Annotated in this window: 14 protein-coding genes and 1 pseudogene; 6 read left to right on the plus strand and 9 right to left on the minus strand. The window is 74.9% G+C overall.

Annotated features, from left to right (window positions below):
* Positions 1 to 184: 184 nt before the first annotated feature.
* From ACZ56V_RS24370 to bdeA, 3 genes and pseudogenes are all read right to left on the minus strand, one after another.
* A pseudogene (locus ACZ56V_RS24370) lies at positions 185 to 1,466 on the minus strand (PucR family transcriptional regulator).
* Positions 1,467 to 1,586: 120 nt separating this feature from the next.
* Positions 1,587 to 4,424: a helix-turn-helix transcriptional regulator gene (locus ACZ56V_RS24375; RefSeq protein ID WP_468945174.1), complete on the minus strand. Its 2,838-nt coding sequence runs from the start codon at positions 4,422 to 4,424 to the stop codon at positions 1,587 to 1,589.
* 134 nt (positions 4,425 to 4,558) lie between these two features.
* On the minus strand, positions 4,559 to 5,491 hold the full coding sequence (gene bdeA, locus ACZ56V_RS24380) for a bis(hydroxyethyl) terephthalate hydrolase (RefSeq protein WP_398908466.1): 933 nt from the start codon (positions 5,489 to 5,491) through the stop codon (positions 4,559 to 4,561).
* Positions 5,492 to 5,874: 383 nt separating this feature from the next.
* Here bdeA and ACZ56V_RS24385 point away from each other — a divergent pair, with 383 nt between their 5' ends.
* Positions 5,875 to 6,759 (plus strand): Gfo/Idh/MocA family protein, encoded by an 885-nt coding sequence (locus tag ACZ56V_RS24385; RefSeq protein WP_467379894.1) that lies wholly within the window; start codon positions 5,875 to 5,877, stop codon positions 6,757 to 6,759.
* Positions 6,760 to 6,764: 5 nt separating this feature from the next.
* Here ACZ56V_RS24385 and ACZ56V_RS24390 read toward each other — a convergent pair whose 3' ends face one another.
* Positions 6,765 to 7,139, minus strand: a complete 375-nt coding sequence (locus ACZ56V_RS24390; protein ID WP_398908462.1) for a hypothetical protein — start codon at positions 7,137 to 7,139, stop codon at positions 6,765 to 6,767.
* Between the two features lie 280 nt (positions 7,140 to 7,419).
* Here ACZ56V_RS24390 and ACZ56V_RS24395 point away from each other — a divergent pair, with 280 nt between their 5' ends.
* The 3 genes from ACZ56V_RS24395 to ACZ56V_RS24405 all read left to right on the plus strand — a co-directional run bounded on the left by ACZ56V_RS24395 (position 7,420) and on the right by ACZ56V_RS24405 (position 10,147).
* Positions 7,420 to 8,622 (plus strand): glycoside hydrolase family 64 protein, encoded by a 1,203-nt coding sequence (locus ACZ56V_RS24395; RefSeq protein ID WP_468945180.1) that lies wholly within the window; start codon positions 7,420 to 7,422, stop codon positions 8,620 to 8,622.
* Positions 8,623 to 8,703: 81 nt separating this feature from the next.
* Positions 8,704 to 9,834: a PP2C family protein-serine/threonine phosphatase gene (locus ACZ56V_RS24400; RefSeq protein WP_468945183.1), complete on the plus strand. Its 1,131-nt coding sequence runs from the start codon at positions 8,704 to 8,706 to the stop codon at positions 9,832 to 9,834.
* A gap of 91 nt (positions 9,835 to 9,925) precedes the next feature.
* Positions 9,926 to 10,147, plus strand: coding sequence for a hypothetical protein (locus ACZ56V_RS24405; protein ID WP_104635345.1), 222 nt, complete (start codon positions 9,926 to 9,928; stop codon positions 10,145 to 10,147).
* A 58-nt stretch (positions 10,148 to 10,205) separates the two neighbouring features.
* Here the strand turns inward: ACZ56V_RS24405 and ACZ56V_RS24410 are convergent, their stop codons facing one another.
* The 4 genes from ACZ56V_RS24410 to ACZ56V_RS24425 form a co-directional block, all read right to left on the minus strand.
* Complete coding sequence (locus tag ACZ56V_RS24410; protein WP_398908456.1) at positions 10,206 to 10,682, minus strand: DUF5709 domain-containing protein; 477 nt, start codon at positions 10,680 to 10,682, stop codon at positions 10,206 to 10,208.
* A gap of 72 nt (positions 10,683 to 10,754) precedes the next feature.
* Positions 10,755 to 12,248, minus strand: coding sequence for a hypothetical protein (locus ACZ56V_RS24415; RefSeq protein ID WP_468945188.1), 1,494 nt, complete (start codon positions 12,246 to 12,248; stop codon positions 10,755 to 10,757).
* Positions 12,249 to 12,411: 163 nt separating this feature from the next.
* On the minus strand, positions 12,412 to 14,790 hold the full coding sequence (locus tag ACZ56V_RS24420; RefSeq protein WP_467379886.1) for a glycoside hydrolase family 65 protein: 2,379 nt from the start codon (positions 14,788 to 14,790) through the stop codon (positions 12,412 to 12,414).
* Positions 14,787 to 15,527, minus strand: a complete 741-nt coding sequence (locus ACZ56V_RS24425) for a beta-phosphoglucomutase family hydrolase (protein WP_356372509.1) — start codon at positions 15,525 to 15,527, stop codon at positions 14,787 to 14,789. Before ACZ56V_RS24425 ends, ACZ56V_RS24420 begins: the two co-directional genes overlap by 4 nt.
* Positions 15,528 to 15,580: 53 nt before the next feature.
* Here ACZ56V_RS24425 and ACZ56V_RS24430 point away from each other — a divergent pair, with 53 nt between their 5' ends.
* On the plus strand, positions 15,581 to 16,258 hold the full coding sequence (locus tag ACZ56V_RS24430; protein WP_467379884.1) for a nucleoside/nucleotide kinase family protein: 678 nt from the start codon (positions 15,581 to 15,583) through the stop codon (positions 16,256 to 16,258).
* Positions 16,259 to 16,263: 5 nt separating this feature from the next.
* On the opposite strand, the gene ACZ56V_RS24435 is transcribed toward ACZ56V_RS24430, so the two are convergent.
* Positions 16,264 to 16,437, minus strand: coding sequence for a hypothetical protein (locus tag ACZ56V_RS24435; protein WP_167307139.1), 174 nt, complete (start codon positions 16,435 to 16,437; stop codon positions 16,264 to 16,266).
* A 236-nt stretch (positions 16,438 to 16,673) separates the two neighbouring features.
* On the opposite strand from ACZ56V_RS24435, the gene ACZ56V_RS24440 reads away from it, so the two are divergent.
* A complete protein-coding gene (locus ACZ56V_RS24440; RefSeq protein ID WP_398908448.1) occupies positions 16,674 to 17,591 on the plus strand; it encodes a MurR/RpiR family transcriptional regulator in 918 nt (305 codons plus the stop codon).
* The last annotated feature ends 56 nt before the right edge of the window (positions 17,592 to 17,647 follow it).

The raw sequence follows: 17,647 nt of genomic DNA on the forward strand, positions 1-17,647 counted from the left end.
CTCACGGGCCTCGCCCCGTCCCGCCGCCCAGCCGTGTGCCGCCCGCCGCCGGATCGTCACGGCCGAGCCGGACTCGACGGCACAGCCGCGGGGCCGCCGAGGGTGCCGGTGGGAGGGACAGGGGCATGCCGTGGCGGTCCGGTGGCCGCGGTGCTCGCGGGGACGTCGCGCCCCGCGCCCCCGCTCAGTCGTGCAGGACCCGTCGGGCCGTCAGGGCCAGGCTGAACTCGACGACGTCGGCCGGGCGGGCCAGGGAGCGGCCGGTGAGTTGTTCGCAGCGGCGGAGGCGGTTGAGGACGGTGTTGCGGTGGCAGTAGAGGCGCTCACCGGCACGCTGGGCCGCCGTCGCAGTCGAGCCAGGTGGTGAGGGTGTCGAGGAGCACCTCGCGGTCGGCGGGCTCCAGGCGGAGCAGGGGGCCGAGCACCTTCTCGGCGAGGGCCCGGCCCAGTTCGGGGCTGGAGACGACCAGGGCGGCGGGGAGCTGGTCGGCCAGCCGCACGGTGCCGCCCGTCGCCGGGCAGATGGCGAGGGCGGTGTCCGCGAGCCTGCGGGCGTCCCCGACGGCGGCGAGTCCGTCGACCGGGCTGCCGACGCCGATCCGGAGCCCCGGGACGGGGACGGGCGGCGCGATGGTGGGTTCGTGCGTCTCCGGGAGCCCCTCGCGGGCGCCGACCAGGACGATGCCGTAGTCGACCTCCGCCTCGGCGTGCCAGTGGACGTGGCTCCCGGGCGGTACGGCGGCGGCGCGGGCGGCCGCGGACCGGACCGGCGGCCCGCCGGTGACGGCGACGACGACGTACCGGCCCTGCTCGGGCAGGCCGAGGGCGCGGGCGGCCTCGGGCAGGTCGGCGATGCGGCCGGTGCCGTCGAGCAGCCCGGCCGCCAGCAGCCGGGCCCGGTTCTCGCGGCGCCGGCCGATCTGCCACTCGGTCTGCCGGTAGGCGTCCGCGACGAGGGTGCAGTGCTCGTCGACGAAGTTCCACACGTCCGCGGCCACGTGCACGAGGAGCCGCACGTCCTCCGGGGCGGCCCTGGACGTCTCCTCGACCAGCCGCTGCCACACCAGCGAGCCGCCCAGGCGGAAGGCGTGCAGCAGGGCGTCCAGCGGGAGCCCCTGCTCGGCGCGGGCGGCGCCGATCCGCCAGGAGCAGCGGCGGGCCGCGTCCCGGGCGCCGCGCGGGTCGAGCAGGGAGGCCACGCTGTGCCGCAGGGAGCGGTGGGCCTCCTGCCAGGTGGCGGCGGGGTCCTTCGCGAGCGCGGTCCGGTACGCGGGCTCCTGTTCCCGCAGCAGGGCCGTCAGCCGGTCGGTCAGGTCGGGAAGGTCGTCGAGCAGGGCGCGGGCGGCCCGGTGCAGGACACGCAGGGCGTCGGCGTCGATCAACGACGTGACGCCGGGTGTCCGCGGGCGTGGAACGGGCGTCAGCCCGGTGCGGATCGCTGCTCGTGACCGTACGGCGTGCTGCATCGCGGTCCTCCCCGGGGCAGGGCTGGTGGAGGTGCCGCGCCGCGACGGGCCGTCCCGCCGCGCCGGGCCTGCCCCCTGACTCGTCCTGCCCCGAAGGATGGCATACCGTCCGGTCGGTCCCTAGTGTTGTGCACCGGTCTTTTCGTGGTGCCCGGCCCGGCGGGCCTCTCTGGCCCCCTGAACCTCCCGGGCCTGTTCGGCCTGGCCCACCAGGCGGGCCAGCTCCAGGCGGGACCGTACGCCGAGGGCGGCGAAGACCTTGCGCAGGTGGTAGTCGACGGTGCGGGTGCTCACGCCGAGGGCCAGCGCGACCTCGCGGTTGGTGGCGCCCTCGGCGACGTGCCGCGCGATGCGCAGTTGCTGCGGGGTGAGACGGCCGAGCCGGGTCGGCGCAGCGGCGTCGGTGCCCTGCTGCGGGGCCGCCCCGAGGGCGCGGAGTTCGTCGCGCGCCTGTGCGGCCCAGACACCGGCGCCGCAGCGCTCGAAGCCGGCCAGCGCGGTACCGAGCCGGCCGCGGGCCTCGCGCGGTCTGCGGCGCCGGCGCAGCCACTTGCCGTACAGCAGCACGGTGCGGGCCCGCTCGAAGTCGCCGCCCGCCTCGTCGTGCCGGTCGAGGGCGCGGCGGTAGAGGTCGTCGGCGTGCTCCGCGGGGGCGAGGAGGGCGTGGCAGCGGGCCAGTTGGGCGGCGGCCTGCGGGTCGGCGCCGAACGCCGCCCAGTCGGCGAAGTCCGTGAGCACCGTACGGGCGTCCTCGTGGCGTCCGGCGAGCACCGCGGCCTCCACGAAGCAGGGCACGGCCAGCCGCCACACCGCGAAGTGGCCCCGCCCGGGCCCGGGCAGGACCAGGAGTCCGAGCCGGTCGGCGGCGTCGAAGGGGCGCCCCCGGCCGAGGTCGGCGCGGGCCGCCGCCCACTGGGCGAGGGTGGCCGCCTGGGCCAGTCCGTGCCGGCGGGCCGTGTCCAGCGCGGCCGTGACGTGCCGGGACACGACGTCCGGCTCCTCCTCGATCGACGCGGCGAGCGCCAGTACCGCCCGGTGGTGGGCCGCCGTGTTGCGCTGTCCGGCCCGCAGTGCGGTGCGCAGCCCCTCCTCCGCGTGGGTACGGGCCTGCGGGTGGCGGCCGGCGCGCAGTTCGGCGTAGGCGAGGTACTCCAGCGCCTGCGGCACCAGCGCGTCCGACCCGAGCTGCCGCGCGGCGGCCAGGGCCCGGGCCCCGCCGCTGCGGGCCGCGTCCACGTCCCCGAGCAGCAGCGCGGCCGCCGCCGACCGCAGCAGCGCCTCCGGCCGTTCCTCGGTCCTGCCCCGCTCCACGACCTGCCCTAGCGGGGTCCCGGCCCGGTCGAGCCGTCCTTCGAGCAGCGCCCGCATGCCGACGCGGTGGTCATGTACGACGGCAGCCGTGCGCGAAGTGGGCGCCGCGGGACCACGGGCGGCGGCGGGCCCGTCGGTCCCGGGTGCCGGGTTCTCGGCCCGAGGCGGCGGTTCGGGGGCGAGCGTGGCCAGGCACGCCGGCAGGTCGCCCGCCGCCCAGGCCGCGTCGGCGGCGGCCAGTGCGGCGGTCGCGGCGTCGGCGGGCGCGTCCGCGGCGAGCAGGGACGCGGCCAGCAGCAGGGACTGGTGGGCGTCGCCGACCGGACCGTCCCTCAGTTCCGTCACGCCGCGCACCAGTTCGGCCCGCCCCCGTACGGCGGCGGGGGCGGTGCGGTCACGAGCCGCGGCGAGCAGGGGGCGGGCCCGTTCGGGGCGCCCGGCGAGCAGGGCCTGCTCGGCCGCGGCGGTGTACCGCTCGGCCCGCCGCACACCGTCGGCCGTCAGCTCGGCGGCCCGGGCGTACGCGGTCGCGCGCAGCCGGTGCGAGGCGGGCACCGCGCCGTCGGCCGCCACCAGCGCGAGCCGGTCCGCCGCCACCGCCGCGAGCCGGTCCGCCGGCCCGGGCGCGGAGTCCGGGCCGCCGCCCAGGGACCACGAGCGGTGCAGCAGACACGTGAGCCGGTGGCCACCGCCCTCCAGCACGTCGGCCAGCGCGCGGTGCACGGCGCGGCGCCGCTCCGGAGCGGCGGTGGCGTGCACCGTACGGCGGACCAGCGGACTGCGGAAGCGGAGCCGGTCGCCGGCCAGGACGAGTTGCCCGGGCAGCGGTTCCGCCCGGGGGCCGGGTCCCGCTTCCGGCCGCAGGCGCCGCAGCGCGTCGTGGACCAGACCGGCGTCGACGTCCGCGCCGTCCGCGGCCTGTCCGGCCGCCGCCACCGTCAGCAGCAGGTCCCGCGCGTGGGCGGACGGGCCGCTCGGCACGCCGCCCGCGGCCTCGGCGAGGGCGGTCGCGTCGGCCAGCGGGTGCGGCAGCGGCCGGTGTCCGCGCAGTTCGGCGGGTGACAGGCGGCGCACGAGGGCGACGAGGAGGGCCGGGTTCCCCTCCGCCTCCGCGAGGAGTTGCTCGCGGACGGCCGGGGCGGCGGCGCCGTCGGTCACGTCGTCGAGCAGGGCGGCGGCCCTCGACGGGGCCAGCGGGTCCAGGTGGACGACGGGCAGCCGGGCGAACTCCGGGTCGACGGCGCGGTCCGAGGCGACGGTGAGCAGCAGGCCGACCCGGTCGGCGGTGCGCAGGCGCCGGGCCGCGCGGCCGAGCGCCGTCCGTGCCGGGGCGTCCCACAGGTGGGCGTCGTCCGCACACACGAGTACCGGCGCCTCGGCAGCTGCCGCCCGCAGGGTGTCGAGGAGTTGTTCCGCGGTGCCGTGCGCGCTCATGTCGGGGGCGGGGCCGAGGTGGAGTACGGGACCGGCCCGGAAGGAGCGGGCGGCCCACTGGAGCAGGGCGGTGCGGCCGAGCCCGGGTTCGCCGGCCAGGAGGAGTGGGCCGCCGTGGCGGGGCAGCGCGTCCAACAGCGCGCGCAGCGCCTTGCGTTGTGCGCTTCGGCCGTGGATCCGCCCGGCCGTGGGTACGGTCGTCTCTCCGGTCATTCCCGGGAGGTTACGCGCGCGTAACCTGAGGCGGAAGGCACCGGTCCGCCCACGCCCGGGCGGGCGGCACGCGCACTGTGCCGGCGCCCAACCGGCCCCGGGCCCGGTCGTGCGCCGGCACAGCGGACCGGAGATCAGGAACCGTGCGGGCAGTTGCCCCGGTACTCCTCGATCGTCAGGCTCGGCCGGGGCAGCGGGCACAGGAACTGCTCGTAGCGGGTGTCGTTGTCGATGAACCGCTTGAGCCAGGAAACGCTGTACTTCGCGATCGTCGTGTTGGACGTGTTGGGCGAGAAGTGGGTCGCGTTGTTCAGCTCCAGATAGGCCCGGTCGGTCGCGGAGGGCAGGCCCGAGTAGAACGGCTCGGCGTGCGAGGCCACGGGGGCGATCGTGTCGCCGTCGGCCCCCACGATCAGCGTCGGGGTGCTGACCTCGGGCCAACTCTTGTCCAGGTTCCAGGGGGTGAGGGGGATCGCGGCCTGGATCGACGGCCGGGACTTGGCGGCCTCCAGGGTGCCGCCGCCGCCCATGGAGTGGCCCATGACGCCGAGTCGGCTGCTGTCGATCCGGCCGCGGACGGAGCTGCGCTCGGTGAGGTAGTCCAGGGCGGCCAGCAGTTGGCGCCCGCGGGAGTCGGGCTGGTCCAGCGTGGTGTTGGTGTCGATGGTGAACACGACGAAGCCCTGGGAGGCCAGCCGCGGCCCGAGCCAGGCGATGGAGGACTGGTACGCGGTGAACCCCGGCGCGATCACGACGGCGCCGAACGTGCCGTCGCTCGTGCTGGTCGGGTAGTAGATGGTGCCGCCGCCGAATCCGGTGACCGCGAGGGAGGAGACGCTGGTGTCGGCCACGGAGTAGGGGCCGCGCAGTGCCTCGATGCTTGACTCGGTGGGTGCCGGGCCGCGCTCGTACGGGTTGTCGGCGGCCTGGGCGCCCGGGCCGGTGAGGGCGCCGAGCGCGACCATCGCGGCCGCGGCGGCCGTCACGCCGGCGAGTCGCCGCCGGGCACCGCGGAAGGCGGGGCGTGCGGCCCCGGGGGCGGCGTGGGTGTGGGGGTTCTGCTGCACGAGGGGTGGTCCTCTCGGTCGTGGCGAGCCGGCCGCCCGGTGATCGCACACGGCCCGGAACGCGTGGGGTCGCGTCCCGGGACATCCGCCGGGCGGGCCTCGCCGATGGGTTGGCGTTGCCACTGTCGGGCGGCGGGACGGGCGGGGGGATCGGCAATTTCACCGGTCTCGTACGACGGGGGCGGCCTTCCGGAGCGCGGGCGCATCACGCTGCCGACGCGGAGGCCGGTAACGCCCTGCCGCCTCTGCTGCCGGACACCCTCCGCCCTGTCCGCACCCCCGCCCATGTGGCACGCTCGACCTCGGCCGGGCTGTCGTGCGCCGGTCGTCGGAGGATCGTCGGCGGGCCCGTCATCGGGTCGGCACCGTGGAGAGGCGACGGGATGCGCATCGGACTGCTCGGCACCGGCCCCTGGGCGGACATGGCGCACGCCCCCGCCCTGGCCGGGCACGGCGACCTGGATTTCGTGGGGGTGTGGGGCCGCCGCCCGGACGCCGCCAAGGAGCTGGCGGAGCGGCACGGCACGCGGGCCTACGACGACGTCGACGCCCTGCTGGCCGACGTGGAGGCCGTCGCCGTCGCGCTGCCCCCGGCCGTGCAGGCCGACCTGGCGGTGCGCGCGGCGCGGGCGGGGTGCCATCTGCTGCTCGACAAGCCGCTCGCGGCGACGGTGGCGCAGGGGCGGGCCGTGGTGGAGGCGGTACGGGCGGCGGACGTCGCCTCGGCGGTCTTCTTCACCACCCGGTTCCAGCCCGAGACGGAGGCGTGGATCACCGAACAGGCCGCCGCGGACGGCTGGTTCACCGCACGGGCGCAGTGGCTGGGTGCCGTGTTCGGGGACGGCGGCGACAGCCCGTTCGCCGCCTCGCCCTGGCGGCGCGAGAAGGGCGCCCTGTGGGACGTGGGACCGCATGCCCTGTCCGTACTGCTGCCGGTCCTCGGTGACGCCCGGCGCGTGGCGGCGGCCGCACCGGGCCCCGGGGACACCGTCCACCTGGTGCTCGACCACACGGGCGGGGCCTCCAGCACGCTCACGCTCAGCCTGACGGCGCCGCCCGCGGCGGCGGGCGCCACGGTGGAGCTGCGCGGCCGGGCCGGGGTGACGCTGCTCCCGGAGACCACGGACGGTCCGGTGCCCGCGTTGCGTCGGGCCGCGGACGCGCTGCTCGCCGCTGCCGGTGGCGGGCGCCCGCATCCGTGCGACGCCGCGTTCGGGCTGCGGGTCACCGAGATCCTCGCCGAGGCCGAGGGCCTGCTGACGTCCTGACGTACCTACGTACTGGCTTGCCGAGTCGCCCCGAAGGGTTCGTCACTCCACCGGAACCAGGCCCGGTCGCCCTTGATGTGCAGCAGGAACTCGGCCACCGGGCCGTCGGGCGACACCAGCCGCACCCGCCGTTCGATCTCGGCGTAGGCGGCCTCCCACCGCGCCCGGTGCTCCGTGTCGTCCGCTTCCGCGAGGGCGAGTTCACGGGCGAACAGATCGCGGACGGCGCCGTAGGCCGGACCCGCGCGGAACCGGCCGGACAGCCAGGGGAAGTCGGCGTCGTCGATCAGGATCTCCCCGATGTCGCCGGACTCCGCGTCGGACACCCGACCGGCGTCCGGCGCCCGCCGCACGTGCCAGACCTCGCCCTCGAATCCCATACCGCCTCCGCCGCGCCCTCGCCGCCTGTAACCGAGGGGCCAGCATGTCATCCGGCCCCCGCGATCGGCCGACACCGCCTCGCGCCGCCGATTAAGCGCGCCTTAAACACCGGTTAAGCGTTCCCTGCGCGACTCGCCCGCACCCCAAGTCCCAACTGGGGCAACGGGTTTGGAGCAGGATGCGGACGGTTGGCCGGGCAGGCCGTGCTGCGTACCATCGCCGCACCGCGTGAGAGCGCTCTCAGGCTCTGTCAGGCCCCGATCACTGGAGACCCCCCACATGACTCCTCGTCACCAGCGTCCGCTCGCCCGCCGCAAGCTGCTCGTCGCCCTCGGCGGAGCGGTCGTGGCCGCACCGGTCGCCGCCGCCGTCGCCCCGCACGCCCTCGCGGGCGTCGGCTCGGACGGCCCGGCCCCCGAGGCCGCAGGCGCCCTGCCGCTGACGATCGTCAACGGCACCGGCTCCTTCGGCAACGCCGACGTGCACGTCTACATCGTCGGCAACGTGGACGGCCGCCAGGTGCGCGTCACCCCCGACGGCACCGTCGCCCCCGTGTCCCTCTCCGACAACGGCGCCGACGGCTACACCGACTACGCGATCGGCCTCGCCGGCAGCGGCGAGACCGAGCTGAGCCTGCCGCACCTCTCCGGCCGGATCTACGTGTCCCTGGGCGAGAAGCTGAAGTTCAAGGTCGTCGCGGACGGCGCGGGAAACGCCGCGCTGCAGTACCCGGCGGGCTGGGTCGAGTCCGACCCGAACTACGGGGTGCTGCACGACTGCGCGGAGTTCACCTACAACTCCGCCGGGATGTTCTGCAACACCACCATGGTCGACATGTTCAGCGTGCCCCTCGCCATCAGGCTGACCGGCGCCGACGACCAGACCACCGGCACCGTGCGTCCGGGTGGCCGGGCGGCCGTCTTCGAGGCGGTGCGGAAGGTGGAGGAGTTCGCGCCGCTGGTCGTGGACGACACCCGGGTGATCGCCCCCGGCCACGGTCTTGACGCCGGTCTGTTCCCCAAGGACTACCTCGCCCCGTACGTCGACGAGGTGTGGAGCACCTACACCGGAAAGGACCTGAGGATCACCACCAACGCCGGGACCTTCACCGGCCGGGTGCGCGGGGACCGGCTGACGTTCGACGGGCCCGCCCAGGTGTCCTTCGCCAAGCCGTCGACCCGGGACGTGCTGTTCTGCGACGGCGATCTCGCCGCGCCCAACGACGGCACGACCGGTCCGGTCGCCGCGGTCCTCGGCGCCGGGTTCAACCGCTCCACGCTGGTCTCCTCGGCCGACCAGCCCACGACCGACCCCGCGGCGTTCTACGGGACCGCGCTGACCAACCACTATGCGAAGGCGGTGCACGCGGCCACCGAGGACGGCAGGGCTTACGGCTTCGCCTTCGACGACGTGGCCGACTTCGCCTCCTACATCCAGGACACGGCGCCCACCGGCTTCCGGCTGACGCTCGGCGCCTTCTAGGACCCGTCCGGGCCCGTCCGGGGTCGTCCGCCCGCCGCCTCTCCACATGCGGACGGCGCGGCGGCGTAGGAGCGTAGGGGTGTGCGAAAGGTGTCCGTCCCGCAGCCGCGCCGGGGCGAGGACCGGCGGAGCTGGCTGAGCGGGGCGCCGCCGCCCCGCTGGGTGCGGGTGCTGCCGCCGGCCCTCGTCGCGGCGATCTGCGCGGCCACCCTGCTCAGCGACGAGCCCCTGGAGATCGGGTTCCTGCTGGGTGCCATCCCGCCGCTGGCCGTGCTGTCCTACGGCCCGCTGGCGACCGCCGTGCTGGGCGGTGTGGTGATCGCGCTGCTGCACATCCCGGCCCTCCGGCTCGACCGGCCGGGCGACGCCGACCTGCTGACCATCGTCTTCGTCGCGGTACTCAGCGTCTTCGTGTCCTTCGTACGCAGTCGCCGCGACGCCCAGCTGGGCCTGGAGCGCACGGTCGCCGAGGCCGCGCAGCGTGCCGTCGCGCCGCCGCTGCCCGAGCGGGTGGGGGCGGTGCGCTGCACGGGGCTGTACCGGGCGGCGCAGCGCGGGACGCTGGTCGGGGGCGACTTCTTCGACGTGCGGGACGGCCCCTTCGGCGTACGGGTGGTGATGGGTGACGTGCAGGGGCACGGCCTGTCGGCGGTGTCGACGGTCGCCTCGCTGCTGGGGGCGTTCCGGGAGGCGGTGCTCGACCAGCCGGACCTGGCGTCGGTGGCGGGGCGGCTGGACCGCAGGCTGCTGGTGGACTCGGCGGACGCGCGGCACGCCGAGCTGTTCGCGACGGCCGCGCTGCTGGAGTTCTCCGCCGACGCCCTGGAGGTGCGCGTCGTCGTCTGCGGCAACCCGCCGCCCCTGCTGCTGCGGGGCGCGGATGCCACGGAGCTGGAGGTGTCGCCGTGGACACCGCTCGGGCTGGGCCTCGCGGACGCCGGGTCGATCGAGGCGTGCACGGTGTCGCTGCGCCCCGGCGACCGGCTCTTCCTCGCCTCCGACGGAGTGGTCGAGGCGAGGGACGACAGCGGCGCGTTCTACCCGCTGGCGGAGCGGCTGCGCACCCTCGTCGGCGAGGACTCCGCCGCCCTCCCCGACCTGGTCTGGGCGGACCTCGCGCGCTTCAGCCCGGACGTGCAGGACGACGTGACGATGCTGGTGCTCGCCCCTTCGCCGCCGGCGCTCCGGATGCGCGGGCCGGTTCGGCATTGAATGGTGTTATCGGGATATTCGGGACCGACAACAGCACGACCGACCACAGCACGGGACCGAAGCAGCGACCCGGATCCGAGGAGCACTGATCATGTCGATGTCACAGCCCGACGCCTCCCGACCCTCCGAAGCCCGCGCGGACGACGACCGCGCCACTCCGGACGACCTGCTCCACGCCCGCACCGGGACGGACGTGTCCCCGGAGGACCTGGTCCTGGCGGCCGGCCGGGACGTCACCCCGGAAAGCCTGGAGTGGGCCAGGCGCAAGCTGGCGGAGGAGGGCCCGTCGGCCCTCGACAAGCTGCTGCCCTGAATGCCGGGAGCCCCGGACGGACGACGTCGTCCGTCCGGGGCTCCCGGCATTCAGGGTCCTAGGACTCCGGCAGCTCCGTCTCGTCCTCCACGACATGCACCGCGGCCTCCTCGGCGCCCGCGGCCCCGCCGTCGATGCCGACATCCTCCGCGACGCTCTCCTTGGTGGTGTCGGTGCGTACGCCCTCGTCGGGGGCGACCAGACGGCCGGCCCGGTCGGTGCCCGCCTCCGGGTCGACCGGTTCGCCCTCGCCGTCGGGTTCGTCGCCGACGCCGTCCCCGTCGGGCACCGACACGTCCGGCACCTCCTCGGCCAGCCGTTCGTCGAGGGTCTCGCCGTCGTGCTGCTCGGCGGCCGTGGTGCCGTGCTTGGTCACGCCCAGGGGCTTCTCCGGCGGGGAGTAGCCCTCGTCGAGCGTGTCGTCGTAGGTCCGCTCGTCGACGGCGTCCTGGAGGTCGAGGGGCGCGGCGTCCTCCTGCTCCTCGTTGGTTCCGGTGGGCTGGTAGGCGTCGTCGGCCATCGGGTCCGTGCCCATCGCTGCCTCCCTCTCGCGCTGCGTCGGCTCGTTCGTCTGGCTGTCCGGTTCGCGTTTCCCGATACGCGATCTTTAACCCGGGGGTGCGATCCGGATCTCCAGGTCGGTGACGCGATACGTCGCCCAGTCGCGGGCGTAGGCGGGCGGGGTGCCGCCGGGGCCGGTGAGGGCGGCGACCGGGATGCGCCGGGCGGTGTCCACGATCTCGGCGGCGGTGGTGTTCTCGTTGTTGCCGCTGGTGGCGCCGGAGGAGCAGCCCGTGTAGTAGCCGACCGGGATGGACTCGTGCTCGGTGAGCAGGCAGGGCGGACCGACCCCGAGCCGGTGCAGTTCGTCGGCGACCCTGGCCCAGTCCTCGCGGCTCTCGACGTTGCGGTCCACGGTGCCCACGAGCACCGAGAACTGGACCGCGAGGTGCCCGGTCACCGCGAGCGCGACCAGCGTCGCCGCCACCGGCCGCCACCGGTCCCGCCCGGCCTTGACCAGGTGCCACAGCGCGTCGGCGACCGGGACGGCGAGCAGGGCGTAGGCGGGCTGCAGGAAGCGGGGCGCCGCGTAGCCGATCATGAACAGGTACGGCACCGCGGCCGTGACGGCGCAGGCCAGCGGGAGCAGTGTGGCGGTGGCGCGGCGGGCCCGGACCGCGACGACCGTGCCGAGGACGGCGACGACCGGGAGGAGCAGCCACCACAGGGTGACGACCGGGTGCGGCATCACTCCGGTGCACGGCCGGCACAGGCCCCGTCCGCCCAGGCTGCGCATCTGGTCGTCGACGGCGATGTTCCAGCCGAGGCCGCCCTGGATCTCCGAGGCCCGGGACAGCCGCTCCCCGAGGCCGCCGTACCAGGCGTACGCCTCGATCGCCCACTCCACTCCCCCGGCCGCGAGACCTCCCGCCAGGGCCGGCAGCAGCGGCCAGTGGCGGCGCGCGAGGACGAGGACCAGCAGGGGCAGGGCCACCCAGACCGCGTCGGTGGGCCGCATCAGCGCCATGAGCACGGCCCCGGCGGCCACCCCCCACAGGGCGCCCCGGCCGGCGCGGCCCCTCCCTGCCCCCAGGGCGCGCAGGGCGCAGCCCACGGTGACGAGGGCGCCGATCGCGACCCAGTAGTTGGGCATGGCCTGCGGGCCGTAGAAGAGGGTCACCCACAGGGTGGCGAAGAACGCCCCGGCCGTGGCGAGGACGCGGGTCGGGAACAGGCCCTTCCAGGCGCGCAGGGCGAGGTACAGGCCAAGGCCCGAGAGGACGGCGAGGTAGACGCGCAGGAGTTCGGTGGAGGCCGACCAGGAGGCGACGGGTGCCGCCAGCAGGGAGACTCCCCGGGAGCGCGGTGCGCTGAAGAAAGCGGCGGGGTGGTGGGTGGTGACCTGGCTGACGTACACGATCTCGTCCCAGCCGAGGCCCATCGAGGGGTGTACGAAGACCAGTTGGGCCAGGACGAAGACGGCGGCGACCACCGCGACCGGCGCGTCGCCGCGCAGCCGCCGGGGGGTGCCGGGCGTCCCCGCCGCCTCGCCGCCGCGTCCGCGTCCGCCGACGAGAATTGCGTTCGCGCCGTCGGCCATCGTGCACCCCTCACCCCCGCTCGTCGCGGGGTGTCTCGTCCTTCACCTCCTGCCGCCTGTGGCTGGAGCCCGGAACCGGGTGAGCCCGAAATCCCGGAAAACATGATCAAACTAACCCGCGCGCCACTGATACGCAGGGCGGAACTCGGCCAGTCGCGCGGACTCATCCGTCGTCCGGGACCGACCGCTCGATGACGCCGGGGCGGCGGTGCGGGGGCTGTTCGGGCGTGGGACGCCACTTGGGCGCGGAGATGCCGAGGGTGACGGGCCCGTCCCCGGTCACGTGTGCCTCGGTCCCGTGGTGATGGATCGTCAGGGGCGGCCCGGCCAGCAGCGAGTACGACGCCCGGTCGGGACCGATCTCCACCTGCAGGCACCGGCCGCGGAACTGGAGCCGGAAGGCGAGGCGGCTGAACTTCTCGGGCAGGCGGGGCGTGAAGCGCAGGCTGTCGCCCTCCCGCCGGGTGCCGCCGAATCCGGCGACCAGCGCCATCCACGTACCGGCCAGGGAGGCGATGTGCAGTCCGTCGCGGGTGTTGTGCTCCAGGTCCGCGAGGTCCATCAGGGCGGCCTCGGTGGCGTAGTCGTAGGCGAGGCGCAGGTGGCCGGTCTGGGCGGCGACGACGGCCTGGCAGCACGCGGACAGCGAGGAGTCCCGTACGGTCAGCGGCTCGTAGTAGGCGAAGTTGGCGGCCATCTGGTCCTCGTCGCAGTGGGCGTCGAACCAGCTGCCGCAGGTGTACATGGCGAGCACGAGGTCGGACTGCTTGACGACCTGCTTGCGGTAGATGTCGAAGTACGGGAAGTGCAGCATCAGCGGGTACTGGTCGGCGCCGGTGCCGGCGAAGTCCCAGCGCTGGTGGCGGGTGAAGCCGGCGTGCTGTTCGTGGACGCCGATCTCCTCGTTGTAGGGGATGTGCACGGCCTCGGCGGCGTCCCGCCAGGTGGCGCTCTCCTCCTCGTCGACGCCCAGCCGGGTCGCCTCCTCCGGGTGGCGTTCGCACGCGTCGGCGGCGGCGAGCAGGTTGGAGCGCGCCATGAGGTTGGTGTACGTGTTGTCGTCGACGACGGCGCTGTACTCGTCCGGTCCCGTGACGCCGTCGATGTGGAAGACGCCGTGGGGGTCGTGGTGGCCCAGCGAGCGCCACAGGCGGGCCGTCTCCACCAGGAGTTCGAGAGCGGTCTCGCGTTCGAAGTCGGTGTCGCCGGTCGCCGCCGTGTAGCGCACCGCGGCGTGCGCGATGTCGGCGGCCACGTGGAACGCCGCCGTGCCGGCGGGCCAGTACGCGGAGCCCTCCGAGCCGTCGATGGTCCGCCAGGGGAAGGCGGCGCCGCGCAGCCCGAGCTGGGTGGCGCGGTCGCGGGCGGCGGGCAGGGTGGCCTGGCGCCAGCGCAGCGCCTCGGCGACCGCCTTGGGCGCGGTGTAGGTGAGGACGGGCAGCACGAACATCTCGGTGTCCCAGAACGCGTGGCCGTCGTATCCGGAGCCGGTCAGTCCCTTGGCCGGAATCGCGCGCTGCTCGGCGCGGGCGCCGGCCTGCAGCACGTGGAACAGGGCGAAGCGGACCGCCTGCTGGATCTCCTCGTCGCCGTGCACCTCGACGTCCGCGCGGGCCCAGAAGTCGTCGAGGTAGTCCCGCTGTTCGGCCACGAGTCCGTCCCAGCCGCCGTGGGCGGCGGCGGCCAGCGCGGCCTCGACCTGGTCGCTCATCGCGGGCCTGGAGCGGGTGCCGGACCAGCCGTGGGCGACGGTCTTCTGCACCCGCAGCCGCTGGCCCGGGTCCAGGACGGAGGTGATGGTCAGGCGGGACACGTCCGTGTTGCTCTCGCTGCTGGTGGTGATCTCACCGGGCGCGTCGACCACGTGGTCGGCGGCCACCGCGACCCTCAGGCCGCTGCGCCGGGTGCGGTGGACCAGACGCAGCCGGGAGCCGATGGCCAGGTTCTCCTCCGGTTCCAGCGGGGACTGCAGCGCCTGGGCCGCCCGGGGGTCGCCGTCGGCGCTGGGCAGGCTCTCGTTGGTGACCAGTTCGGACTGGATGACGATCCGGGTGCGGCTGTCGACGGGCTCCACCTCGTACTCCACGGCGGCGATGGCGCGCTGGGTGAGGGAGACCAGGCGGGTGGAGCGCACCCGGACGGTCGTACCGGCCGGCGAGGTCCACTCGCAGGTGCGCTCCAGCACACCGCGCCTGAGGTCCAGGGTGCGTTCGTGCTTGCCGAGCCGTCCGTAGCGCAGGTCGAAGGGCTCGTCGTCGACCAGCAGCCGCAGCAGCTTGCCGTTGGTGACGTTGATGACGGTCTGGCCCGACTCCGGATAGCCGTAGCCCGCCTCGGCGTAGGGCAGCGGGTGGAGTTCGTAGACGCCGTTGAGGTAGCTGCCGGGAAGGCCGTGCGGTTCGCCCTCGTCGAGGTTGCCGCGCCAGCCGACGTGCCCGTTGGACAGGGCGAACACGGACTCGCTCTGGGCGAGCAGGTCGAGGTTGAGCGCCGTCTCGCGCACCCGCCAGGGCTCCACGGTGTACGTCCGGTTGGTGATCACGCGTGGCCCCCCAGCTCGGCGAGGTCCTTAACGACGCGGTCGGCGCCGTGGGCGTAGAGGGCGTCGGTCTGGCCGACGCGGTCGACGCCGACGACGTAGCCGAAGTGTCCGGAGCGGCCGGCGTCCATGCCGGCCAGCGCGTCCTCGAAGACGGCGGCGCGGGACGGTTCGACGCCGAGGTCGCGGGCGGCGGCCAGGAAGGTGTCGGGGTGTGGTTTGCCCGGCAGTTTCCTCTCCCGGGCCACGACGCCGTCGATCCGCACGTCGAACAGCCGCTCGGCGTCGATGGAGTGCAGCACGTCCCGGGTGTTGGCGCTGGAGGAGACGATCGCGGTGGCGAGTCCGGCGCCGCGGACGGCGTCGATGTAACGCAGCGTGCCCTCGTAGGGCTCCACGCCGTCGGTGCGGATCTTCTCCAGGAGGAGCTCGTTCTTGCGGTTGCCGACGCCGTTGACGGTCCGCGCGTCCGGTGGGTCGTCGGGGGTGCCCTCGGGCAGTTCGACGCCTCGGGAGGCGAGGAAGGAGCGGACGCCGTCGGCACGGGGGCGGCCGTCGACGTACTGGTCGTAGTCGGAGTCGGTGAAGGGCCGGAAGTCCGTGCCGTCCCGCTCGCGCAGGAAGGCGTCGAACGTCTCCTTCCAGGCGGCGGCGTGCACCACGGCCGTCCGGGTGACGACCCCGTCGAGGTCGAAGAGGCAGGCCTGGATGTCGTCGGGAAGTCCGAGCTGCGTCGTCATACCCCCACAGTTCCCCGCCGGGGCGGGTCCGATCAGGTGACACACTGTGCGGTGTGCCGCTGACTTTCCAGGATCTGCTCGCCCGTGCCCGCCGACTCCCCCGTCCCGGACGGCGCGCGATCCTGGGCATCGCGGGCAGTCCCGGCGCGGGGAAGTCGACTCTCGCCGAGTCCCTGGTGCGGGAGCTGAACGGCACGGGCGAACCGTGGGTGGCGCACGTGCCGATGGACGGCTTCCACCTCGCCGACGCGGAACTGGACCGGCTGGGCCGCCGGGACCGCAAGGGCGCGCCGGACACCTTCGACGCCGCCGGGTACGCGGCGCTGCTGGAGCGGCTGCGCGCCAAGCGGTACGACGACGTCGTCTACGCGCCCGGTTTCGAACGGGTGCTGGAGCAGCCGCTCGCCGGGGCCGTGCCGGTGCCGCCCTCGGCCCGGCTGGTCGTGACGGAGGGCAACTACCTGCTGCTGGAGAGCGGGCCCTGGGCGCGGGTGCGGTCCTGCCTCGACGAGGTGTGGTTCTGCGGGCTGGAGGAGCCGGAGCGCGTCAGACGCCTCGTGGCGCGGCACGAGCGCTTCGGCAAGTCCCCCGAGGACGCGGCCGCGTGGGCACTCGGCCCCGACCAGCGCAACGCCGACCTGGTCGCCGCCACCCGGCACCGGGCCGACCTGGTGGTACCGGCCCAGGCGGTGCCGGACGCCCGGGGGTCCGCGCCCTCAGCTCCTGGGTGACGCGGTCACTCCTCGTCGAAGTCGTCGGGGCGGACGTGGGCCTCTTCGAGGGCCTCGCGCAGGGTCCGGCCGGTGCCGCCCGGCGGACGGGGTTCGTCCTCCTCGCGCTCGCGCCGGCGCCGGCCGAGGACGTCGTCGGTGGTGTCGGTCTTCGGCCGGTTCTCTTCCGGGACGGTCATGACGTCGGCTCCTCGTCCGTGTCTGGGGGTCCTTCCGTGACGCCGGGTTCCCGGGCGACGCGGTGCTATCCCCGACCGGGGGTGATGCGGCGCGGTGCCGTCCGGGGACGCGGTGAGGCCCCTCCGGGTGGGGGTGCGGTGAGGTCCCTCGGGGCGCGGCGGTCCGCTCTGCCGGGTGCGGGGGGTGGGTTATGTTGACCTCCGTGGGAGACATGGGAGACAAGGGAGGCGCACCCGTGCCATCGCCGCAGCAGGCACGTGCACAGGCGTCGGCGATCACCTCGGGACGGGCCGCCCCGGAGTCGGAGATCTCCCCCACCTCCCGGCTCAGGACGCTCTTCGACCGGCCCCGCCTCTCCCCGGGGCAGCGGCGCATCGCGCAGTACCTCATCGAGCACCTCACCGAGGCGGCGTTCCTGTCGATCACCGACCTGGCCGACCGGGTGGGCGTGAGCCAGCCCTCGGTCACGCGGTTCGCCTCGGCGGTCGGCTTCAGCGGCTACCCGGCGTTGCGGGAGCAACTCCAGGCGATCGCGCTGGGCGGCCGGGGCGGGTCCGCGGCCGAGGAGTACCAGGGGAACGAGTTGCAGGCGGCCGTGGACGCCGAGATCGAGAACCTGGAGAACCTGCGGCGCGACTTCGCCGACGCGGACCGGGTGATCGACGTCGGCCGCAAGCTGGCCGCCTCGGCGCCGCTGACCGTCCTCGGGCTGCGCATCTCCGTCTCGCTCGCCGAGTACTTCGCCTACGCGGCCCGCCGGGTCCATCCCGACGTGCGCCTGGTCACCCGGGGCGGCACGGTCGCCTACGACGCCCTGCTCCAGTCCCGGGAGGCGGGCGGCACCTGGGTACTTGCCTTCTCCATGCCCCGGCACGCCCAGGAGACCCTGGGCGCCGTACGCGTGGCGCGCGGCGCCGGGCTGAAGGTGGCGCTGATCACCGACCTCGCGCTCGGCCCCGTCGTGGACGAGGCCGACGTCACCTTCGCCACCGGCACGGGCTCCCGGCTCGTCTTCGACTCCTACGCGGCGCCGGGCGTGATGTGCGCGGCACTGCTGCAGGCCATGACCGACGCCGATCCCGAGCGGACGCAGGCGCGGCTGGAGGAGTACGAGCAGGTCGCGGACCAGCACCAGTTCTTCCTGCGCGACTGAGCCGCCCGGCGACGGGGCGGCGCAGAGGGGGTCATCCCCCGTCAAAGCAGGCATGA

The sequence above is a fragment of the Streptomyces sp. NPDC034099 genome, from assembly GCF_055575415.1.